Source organism: Actinoplanes sp. NPDC051470 (assembly GCF_040682035.1).
Lineage (GTDB): Bacteria > Actinomycetota > Actinomycetes > Mycobacteriales > Micromonosporaceae > Actinoplanes.
In genome coordinates, this window is record NZ_JBFBAA010000011.1 from 267,830 (window position 1) to 274,648 (window position 6,819).

Annotated in this window: 7 protein-coding genes and 2 pseudogenes; 7 read left to right on the top strand and 2 right to left on the bottom strand. The window is 69.4% G+C overall.

Annotated features, from left to right (window positions below; all coding sequences use genetic code 11):
* Nucleotides 1-56 precede the first annotated feature (56 nt).
* The 4 genes from AB0M54_RS21425 (at nt 57) to AB0M54_RS21440 (ending at nt 2,727) form a co-directional block, all read left to right on the top strand.
* Nucleotides 57-878 carry a histidine kinase dimerization/phosphoacceptor domain-containing protein gene (locus AB0M54_RS21425; protein ID WP_364473255.1) on the top strand — a complete coding sequence of 274 codons (822 nt, stop codon included), beginning with the start codon at nt 57-59 and terminating at the stop codon, nt 876-878.
* A 17-nt stretch (nt 879-895) separates the two neighbouring features.
* Nucleotides 896-1,186 (top strand): ATP-binding protein, encoded by a 291-nt coding sequence (locus tag AB0M54_RS21430; protein WP_364473280.1) that lies wholly within the window; start codon nt 896-898, stop codon nt 1,184-1,186.
* Nucleotides 1,183-1,836 (top strand): response regulator transcription factor, encoded by a 654-nt coding sequence (locus tag AB0M54_RS21435; protein ID WP_364473257.1) that lies wholly within the window; start codon nt 1,183-1,185, stop codon nt 1,834-1,836. Before AB0M54_RS21430 ends, AB0M54_RS21435 begins: the two co-directional genes overlap by 4 nt.
* 618 nt (nt 1,837-2,454) lie before the next feature.
* Nucleotides 2,455-2,727: a hypothetical protein gene (locus tag AB0M54_RS21440; protein ID WP_364473259.1), complete on the top strand. Its 273-nt coding sequence runs from the start codon at nt 2,455-2,457 to the stop codon at nt 2,725-2,727.
* A gap of 145 nt (nt 2,728-2,872) precedes the next feature.
* Here the strand turns inward: AB0M54_RS21440 and AB0M54_RS21445 are convergent, their stop codons facing one another.
* Nucleotides 2,873-3,529 carry a TetR family transcriptional regulator gene (locus tag AB0M54_RS21445; RefSeq protein WP_364473261.1) on the bottom strand — a complete coding sequence of 219 codons (657 nt, stop codon included), beginning with the start codon at nt 3,527-3,529 and terminating at the stop codon, nt 2,873-2,875.
* An 80-nt stretch (nt 3,530-3,609) separates the two neighbouring features.
* On the opposite strand from AB0M54_RS21445, the gene AB0M54_RS21450 reads away from it, so the two are divergent.
* Nucleotides 3,610-4,074, top strand: a complete 465-nt coding sequence (locus AB0M54_RS21450) for a nuclear transport factor 2 family protein (RefSeq protein ID WP_364473263.1) — start codon at nt 3,610-3,612, stop codon at nt 4,072-4,074.
* 178 nt (nt 4,075-4,252) lie between these two features.
* Entirely contained in the window at nt 4,253-5,494 is a 1,242-nt protein-coding gene (locus tag AB0M54_RS21455) for a metal-dependent hydrolase (protein ID WP_364473265.1), read from the top strand.
* A 36-nt stretch (nt 5,495-5,530) separates the two neighbouring features.
* Here AB0M54_RS21455 and AB0M54_RS21460 read toward each other — a convergent pair.
* A pseudogene (locus tag AB0M54_RS21460) lies at nt 5,531-5,665 on the bottom strand (hypothetical protein); the annotation flags it as partial.
* 219 nt (nt 5,666-5,884) lie between these two features.
* Here AB0M54_RS21460 and AB0M54_RS21465 point away from each other — a divergent pair.
* Nucleotides 5,885-6,819: pseudogene (locus AB0M54_RS21465) on the top strand (hypothetical protein); the annotation flags it as partial.

The window sequence follows — 6,819 nt, forward strand, 5'->3', positions numbered from 1 at the left end:
CAGACCGTCCCGGTGGCCGGTGCGTCCGCCAACGCACGACCACTACCGTGACGGGAATGCGGAACGCTGCGATGGCGGGCAGGCGCGACTGGGCGCTCGCCACGATCGTCGTGGTCGTGGTCGCGGTCGAAGCGGTCCTTCGCACTGATCTGCTGTGGCGACCCGTCGCAATCGCCTTCGGATGCGGACTGGCGGTCGCGACGCTCCACCGGCGAACCCACCCCGTGACAGCGGTGGCGTTCGCGTTCGGAGGGTTCGCGGTGCTCGACGTGGCCACGTTCATCGCGCATGCCAAGCCCGTGGAGTTGCGCAGTGGGTGGGTCGTGCTGGTGCTGACCTACTCGCTGTTCCGATGGCGTGCCGGCCGCGATGCCGTCATCGGGGCTCTCATCGTCGCCGTCGCCGTCGCCGTCGCCGTCGCCGTCGCCGTCGTTGTCGGCCGAAACTCCCTCGGGCTCGGTGAGACGATCGCCGCGACCGCCCTGTTGCTGTTCACGGCGGCGCTGGGGGCATCGATCCGCTACCGAGGCACCGCCCGCCAGCAACTGGTCGAACAGGCCAAGCTTCAAGAGCGAGAACAACTGGCACGAGAGCTGCACGACACCGTCGCCCACCACGTCTCCGCGATAGCGATCCAGGCGCAGGCCGGGCTGTTCCTCGCGCGGTCGTCGTCGCTCAGCGGGGCGACCGAGGCGCTCGAGACCATTGACCGCGAAGCGGCCCGAACCCTGGCCGAGATGCGCACGATGGTCAGCGCACTACGCGACCGCAACACACGGCCGGCCACGGCCCCCGGCGTCGCATCGCCGACATCGAACGGCTCGCCGCCAACAGCACCGACGCCCTTCGCATCGACGTTGCACTGCACGGCGAACTGACGAACCTCCCACCGGCGCTGGAGGCCGCCCTCTACCGGGTCGCGCAGGAGTCGGTCACCAACGCCCAACGGCATGCACAACACGCAACCCGGGTCCAGGTCAACGTGAGCGGAACCGCAACCGACGTACAGCTTGCCGTCAGCGACGACGGCGCCCGTACCTCGCCCGCCCCGAACCATTCCGGATACGGGCTTATCGGCATGACCGAGCGGGTCACACTCTTCGGCGGGACGCTCATAGCCGGACCGAACCCGGATCGCGGCTGGACCGTCCGGGCCGTTCTCCCACGCCACGGTGCCGCGCCATGACCATTCGCGTACTCATCGCCGACGACCAGGGCATCGTCCGTGCAGGGCTGTCAACGATCCTCAACGGCCAGCCTGACATCGAAGTGGTCGGACAGGCCCCCGACGGACGTGAGGCCGTCGCCCTCGCCCGGCAACTGCGGCCCGACGTCTGTCTGTTCGACATCCGCATGCCGCACCTCGACGGTATCGAAGCCACGCGCCTGCTCGCCGGACCGCACGTCACCGAGCCGATCGCCGTCGTCGTGATCACCACGTTCGACACCGACGAATACATTCACGGAGCCCTCAAGGCAGGCGCCCGCGGCTTTCTCCTCAAAGGCACCGAACCCGACCAGCTGATCCGGGCCATCCACGCCGCGGTGCAAGGCGACGCGCTCATCGACCCAGGGGTCACCCGCCGACTGCTCGCCACGTTCTCCACGAACGCCCCCGCCACACCGCCGTCCCAACCCATCGACGCCCTCACCCAACGCGAGGAAGACGTGCTGCGCACGGTCGCGCGAGGCCGGACGAACGCCGAGATCGCCGAGGAACTCCACATCAGCATGAGTACGGTCAAGTTCCATCTCGCCAGCCTCATGACCAAGCTGGGTGCCCGAAACCGGGTCGAACTCGCCATGTGGGCCTACGAAACAAAACGCGTCAAGTAAATCCGAGGCCCTGGATAACCCATCGACACGAGCGACGCCGACGCCAGAACCCCGATCGCAGACACAATTCACCGCCCAGCGAGGCTTGCCGCCGATGCGGCGTAAACGAAGGACAAGCCACGACCATGCCAAACCTCAATGCCAGCCACTCTTTCGGCCACGGCCTCGCAACGGTTCGTCGGCTACTTGTCACCGCGTTTCGCCTCATGGGCTATGAAACGCGTGATGGACGTATCCCGAGATTCGGGAACGCCCTGTCATCGGCATGTCCGTGTGCGGACAGCGCCAGGCTTGCCGTGACCCTGCGTAGCGCTGACCGGATCGCGGCAGATGAGTTCGCCGTTGGGCCAGGGCCGTCTTGAGTCGGTTGGTGTTGTCGTCTGTGGCCACGCTTGATGTACGGCCTCGCCGTGGTCTATCCGTGTCGGGGCGTTCGGGCTAGGTACTCGGTCAGGGCCTCCAGCACAGGACCGTGCATGAGGGCGTTGTCGTCGCCCGCGTTGGCCATCAGGACTATGGCTTGTTGCCGCGCGGGACGCAGCACTGTCAGTACGTAGAAGGTGCCGGCGCGTCCGGCAGGATCGTAGGACGGAGCTGGCGTCTTGTCTGGAGAAGTTGGTGCCGATCCTCCAGATGGCGACCGTCGGCTACGTCGCCGATCCCCAGCCCACCAACGACCTTCTCGTACGGCTCACCGACGAATACGGCGCCTATCCGTACAGCGCCGCCCGGGCCGCCCACGCGGTCACGGCGATGAAGGACAACCGCCTTCTCGGCAACGGTGCGAACGCCACGATCGGTGACTTCGAACGGGAACGGGTGCAACGCATCGTTGACGTCGTCACGCCGATCTTCGCCGGACAGCGGCAACCGGTGAGTGGACCTGACTGAGCCGCAAAATGGGACCGGGCACGGCCAGTCATGCGAGCCAATCCCACGTAGGCCCACCACAGGCGCGTCCTTCGTATGCCTCATCCGCCATACCCGGGACCACGTACCCCACCCGTGCCCGGCCGGTGATCAGCGTCGTCCTCGGTCAACCGGTCGCCGGGGCGATCAGACCGGTGGCCGTCGCGGCCAGCATGCGGGTGAGGGTGGGCCGCATCGGCGGGAAGGCGCGGGCGATGTCCGGCTCGCGCCGGTAGAGCTCACGCAGCGCCTCGGGGGGTCGGGTCAGCGGGAACAGCTTGGCAGCGAACGCGGCCGAGGCCATCACCATCGCGGCGCCGTTCGCGACGGTCATCGGCGGGCAGGCCGCGGCGATCAGCCGGCCGACCTCGAAGTATGTGCTGATCGCCCAGCGCTTGTAGACCCCCAGGACGTCCACGGTCACGTTGTGCTCGAACATCGTGTCCGCGTGGGTGGTGAGATCGCAGTAGAGGGGGCGGTCGACGAACCCGTCCGCGAGGGCGACGGCCGCGGCATCAGGGCCGCTCGCCTCCCGCAGGGCGGCGGTGACGGCCTGCGCCCACTGCGTTCCCTCCCGCATGGTCAGGGTGAGGTAGATCTCCTCGCGGGTCCCGAAGTAGCCCAGCACATTCGACTTGGCCAGGCCGACCTCCCGGGCGATGTCACCCAGGCTGACCCGGGCGACACCGGCCTGCTCGGCCAGCCGCCGGGCGGCGCCGAGAATCGCCTCGCGCCGCTGCTCCTTCTGGCCGGGGAGCCGCGCCCGCCGGAACTGTTCCACCACATCGGGAATCTAACCGACGTAGATAACAGCACAGTGTTCTGTTAGCTTCTCGGGCGACGAGCACCGCGAAGGGAGCACTGTTGATCGCCGACCGCACCGACCTCGCCAGCACCATCACCGCGTTCGTGGACGCCTTCAATCAGCCGGAACCCGACCTCGATCATGTCCTGTCGTTCTTCGCCGAGGACGCGGTCTACCTGCCCGGCAAGAAACCCGAGCGGCACGGCAAGGCCGAGATCCGGGCGGAGTTCGCCCCCCAGTTCGCCGGGCGGTACGGGGGCATGTACTTCGACGTCTACGACACGGTGATCGACGAGGACCGCCGGCGGGCGACGATCCGGTGGGCGTGCCGGCTCGACTTCACCGGCGAGAACGGGCACCGGGCGATGCCGGCGCTGCGATGGTTCGCCCGGGCTCGCTACGGGGGTCGCTTCCAGTGGCACGGCCTCGACGTCTTCCACTTCGACGCCGAAGGCCGCATCACCGGCAAATTCACCTACGCGACGTTCCGCATGCCCCTCTTCGAGGCGATCAGGACAGTGTGAGGGTGATCGGACCTCTGCTCACCCGGCCGAACTCACCGAGCCGGCTCGGACGGGCCGACCCCGGCTCGCCGGAGACCCGGTGGTCACCGGGGCAGGCGTTGGAAAAACCTCCCGAACTCTTGCCCGATCCGCCCAGCGGCACACCGCGCGCCGGGCCGGCGCCGATACGATCTTCATCGTGGACAATGTGACGCACACGCTGATCGGCGTGGTCATCGGCGAGGCGGCGCATCGGTTCCTGCCCCCGTCGGCGGTTCTCAGCGACCGGCAGCGCCGGGGGATCGCGATCGGGGTCATGGCGGTCGGGGGCAACCTGCCGGATGCCGACGTGATCTACACCGGGGTGCTCAACACCCCGCTGGACTATCTGCTGCACCACCGCGGGCACACCCACACGCTCATCGGCGCGCTCGGGCTGTCGCTGCTGATGTTCCTGGTCGTGCGGCTGTGGTGGCGCTACCGGAAAATCCGGCCGCGGCCCGCCGATCTCGGGATGCTGGCCGGCCTGGCGGTGCTCGGGCCACTGGTGCACATCGGGCTCGACCTCACCAACTCGTTCGGCGTGCACCCCCTCTGGCCGGTCGACGACCACTGGTACTACGGCGACTCCGTGTACATCGTCGAACCGCTGCTCTGGGCCTGCGCGGCCGTCCTGCTCTTCGTGCTGCCGGGCCGGATCCCGCGGGTGCTGGTCGGGGTCGTGCTGACGGCCGGGGTCGGGCTCGCCTGGTTCAGCGGCTTCGTACCCGTCGTCTTCGCGGCCGTGCTCACCCTGCTGACCGCCGGGATGATCGCGGTCGGCCGCTTCACGTCGCCCCGCGTCGCGATCGCGAGCGGCCTGACCGCCTGGCTCGCCGTCACCGCCGTCCTGGTCGGCGCCGGCCGAACCGCGAAGAACCAGGTCGAGGAGGTGCTGGCGGACCGTTTCCCGGCGGCCCGCACCCTCGACACGGTCCTCACGCCGCTGCCTGCCGACCCGGCCTGCCGTCAGGTGCTGGCCGTGCAGATCAGCGGCGACCAGTACGTGATCCGCAAGGCGTACCACTCGCTGGCACCCGGCCTGATCACCGCCGAGCGATGCTCCCGGCTGTACCCGGGCGGTGGCGAGACGGACGCGCCGCTGGTGCCGGTGGCCCAGCCGAGCACGGCCGCGATCGCGTGGGTCGGCGAGCTGTCGATCGCCGCCGACACATTCCGCACGCTGTCCGGGGAGTACTGCGCCGTCCGTACGCTGATGCAGTTCGCCCGGGCCCCGTACGCCGCGCCCCGAGGGGACGGCTGGACGGTCGCCGACCTCCGCTTCGACGGCGAGACCGGTCCCAGCATCTTCGAGGTCGAGGTCGGCCCGGGTCAGGATCAGTGCCCTCGGGTACGCGCGCCCTGGCTGCCGCCGCGCGAGGACGTGCTCCGGGGCCGCTGAGCCCTACCCCGCCGACCTGGCCGACCGCGTGGCCCGGGAGCCGTGGCTGGGGATGCCTTCGGGCGCGGAGAACTGCCGGAACAGGCGCAGGATGCCGGCTTCGTCCAGGGACACCTGCGGGTAGATCTCGCTGTAGGTGCCCTCGAGGTAGCCGGCGGCGACCAGCGCGGGACGGCGCCCGGGCGTTCCTCGGGGCGACAAAGCCTTCATCCGTCGTCTTCTCTGTCCGGCGTTTGTTGTTCAGCGAGCCGCGTCGAACCTGAACAACGTCAAATTGCCTACGGTCTGGTGCGTTCCGCGTTGCCGACACGGTGGCCCCATCCTCGGGGTGCGGCGGAACGAGTCCTTCCATCTCAGAGGCCGCATGAGCGGGCCTGAAGGAGTCGATCGATGAGTTCCGTACGAGTACGCAGACCCATCGGGATCGCCGCGGCGGCTGTCCTGAGCCTCGGTGCCGTTCCAGCCCAGGCAGCGGCCGCCCCGAACCCCGGCCCCTCCGCTCCGGCCGCCGACCAGGGCCACCATCCCGGCGACCGCCGGGCGAACTTCGACGCCCGAGTCCTGGGTGAACAGGCGACCACCACGCTCCGCACCAAGCGTCAACCGAGCGCCGTCACCAAGCTGCACGAGGGCCTCGGCACGCAGGGCCTGGTCGACATCGACCCGGTCACCGGGACGGCCCGGCGCGTCGCCCGCCTCGACGGGTTCCTGACCACCGCCAGCAGCAAGCCGGCCAAGGAGATCGTCGCCGGCTACCTCGCCGCCAATCCCGGCGTCTTCGGCGACACCGCCGCCCTGCGGCTCCGCAAGGACTACGTCGACGTCGACGGCACCCACCACCTGAGCTACGAGCAGGTCGTGGGCAACGTGCCGGTGTTCGGCAACGGCGTCAAGGCCGACGTCACCAAGAACGGCGAGCTGATCCAGGTCACCGGCTCCCCGGCCGCGTCGCTGCCGGCCTCGCTGGGCGCCGCCCGCCTGACCGCCGCCCAGGCCCGGGACACCGCCGCCAAGGACGCCGGGTCACCGGCCACCGCCCGAGCCGGCGACCCGACCAAGCTGGTCGCCTTCGCCACCAGGGGCGGCGCTCGCCCGGCCTGGCAGATCCTCTCCACCAAGGCCGGCTACCTGCATGTGGTCGACGCGGCCACCGGCCGGGTCCTCTACCGGCAGGACCTGCTGCTCAACGACAACGCGCCGGCCGCCACGGTGTGGCAGAACTACCCCGGTGCCCCGCTCGGCGGTGTGCAGCAGCAGCGGCCGCTGAAGAACTGGATCGCGCCCGACGCCACCACGCTGTCCGGCGACTCGACCCACGTGTTCCT

What these genes read in the sequence shown, in the direction of transcription:
- AB0M54_RS21425 (WP_364473255.1), top strand. Translation starts at nt 57, where the DNA reads ATGCGGAACGCTGCGATGGCGGGCAGGCGCGACTGGGCGCTCGCCACG.
- AB0M54_RS21435 (WP_364473257.1), top strand. Translation starts at nt 1,183, where the DNA reads ATGACCATTCGCGTACTCATCGCCGACGACCAGGGCATCGTCCGTGCA.